Origin of the sequence: Archangium violaceum Cb vi76 (assembly GCF_000733295.1) — a bacterium.
Lineage (GTDB): Bacteria > Myxococcota > Myxococcia > Myxococcales > Myxococcaceae > Archangium > Archangium violaceum.
The window spans coordinates 1-1,863 of the sequence record NZ_JPMI01000287.1 but is presented as its reverse complement, the minus strand read 5'-3'; the positions used below and the strand labels follow the sequence as shown (position 1 = coordinate 1,863).

The window sequence follows — 1,863 nt, the reverse complement described above, 5'->3', positions numbered from 1 at the left end:
GCCGTGCGCTCCGATGAAATGTGTGGACATGCCCTGGACTTCAGGGAGACAGGACAGGGGCGGTCAAGTCAGCGCGCATTCGCCCGTCACTCATGCTCTCCGCATCCGGCTGCCACTCGTTGACGTCAACGAGCGGCTTTCACTCGCTGGCGGGCACGGGTTGCGGACGCTCGATGAGGCCGGCCCGGTCGAGCAGCTCGCGGATGCGCGCGGTGAAGGCCACGTGCTCGGGGTTGCTGGCCGTCATGGGCTCGGGGGAGAGCACCAGCAGCCAACCCAGCTTTCCCACCGGCTCGATGCGCACGGGCGCGGGCAGCGGTGGCAGCTTCCCCAGGCGGCGCGACAGGTACGTCAGCCAGCCCATCCGAACCTCGGACCCGCGCTTCTCCACGAGGTCTACCATTTCCGAGGAACTGGCCATGGCGTAGTCGGGGTCCCACGCCGTGACCATGCACGTGAGCACTTCAGCCAACACGGGCACGCGCAGCAGTCTCTCCCGGACCGGGCCCTGCCCGGGTGGTTTGAGCAGACACGAGTTGGGCCCTCCCCAGGGGGAGTATCCGCCACAAGTCAGGTGGAGGTCCGTGGCCTCCTCCTTCGCATTCCACATGAGCCGGCTGAAGCCCAGGCGCTCAATGATCTCCTTGCCCACGTCCGTGCGGCTCCTGCTGATCAGCAAGAGCTTCTCCAATTCTTCCACTGCTGGAGAGACAAGATGGCCGGGCAGTCCTCGCGGGGCGCCACGGCCTCCTCGGTACCATTGGCCGAAGGACGGCTCACACCGCGCAAGTCCGCGAAGAAAGAGTTCCGCACGCCGGGCACACTCCAACGCCGTCTCCTTCCGAGGGCCCCAGTACGCCCCGATGTAGTAGTCCTCCTGCATTCGTGCCCCTCCCCTACCGCGCCGCTGGCGTATGGTGGACGGTGGTGTTGTTCCATTTTTTCCGCGTGAATTCCTTGCGAAGAAACTCCGCGACCTTGGCGTCGGCGACATGCCAGGCCAGTGGTAGTCCCAGCTGCAGGGCCGCCTCCGATTGTTTCCTGGCTTGCTCCATCATCTCGTCGAACTTGCCGGAGTTCTTGTACCAGGACTTGGGCGAGCCATCCGCGTTGAAGAAGGAGCAGTAACCGGGACCCTTGGCCTCCAGAAGTTCCCCCAGCTTGATGCCGTCGAACTCCACTTTCCCAATCATGTACACCCACCACGCGGGCCGCCCCGTCACCTGTTCCTGGTAGTCCTGGGAGCGATTGGACTCATTGGTGGGCTTCTTGTACGTCCACCTGCCGGGATTCCGCGCTGGAGTCTTCTTGGAGTCCTTCTCTGTCTTGTCGCTCGTGCCACCGCTTCTTCCCCTGCCTCTGCCCGCCATGTGCAGGATGGAGAAGGCACCCAGGTCCACGCCCACCGTACCCGCCGGGCCCGCCACCACGGCTTCGCCCAGCACCAGTTCTCCCCGGGCCGTGAGCGACAACACAGGCACTTCCGACCCCAGCCCGCCCATGCGTCCCACCGTCGCCCGCGCGCCTCCGAGCATCAGCACCAGGTGCGTGGACAGGCGCGCCGCCTCGCGTATCTGGTCCTCCCGCGACATGGCCCCGTAGCGCGCGAAGTACTCGGGCGAGGTGGCAATCAGGTACGCCACCGTCGTGGGCAACTGCCCCAGGTCTTCCAGCGTGCGGATGGGGTGGAGCACGGTGTGAGCCAGCGCCAGCGTCATCTCCGCCAGGGCGTCCTGCGCTCCATCCAGCGCGGCGTTGAGCGGGTCCCTCCCCAGCCCCAGTTCCGCCAGGGGCGTGCTGTCCTGGCGCCGCAGCGCCTCGGTCACCGGGTAGAAGACGCCCCCGTGTGAGAAGTAGAAGCCC

2 protein-coding genes are annotated in these 1,863 nt (G+C 66.1%); both read right to left on the bottom strand.

The genetic code is table 11. The features are described from left to right. Positions 1–139: 139 nt before the first annotated feature. Positions 140–883 carry an Imm52 family immunity protein gene (locus Q664_RS55610; protein WP_075207642.1) on the bottom strand — a complete coding sequence of 248 codons (744 nt, stop codon included), beginning with the start codon at positions 881–883 and terminating at the stop codon, positions 140–142. Positions 884–896: 13 nt separating this feature from the next. Beyond that, on the bottom strand, positions 897–1,863 hold a 967-nt coding region (locus Q664_RS53220), incomplete at its 5' end, for a Tox-REase-5 domain-containing protein (RefSeq protein WP_075207641.1).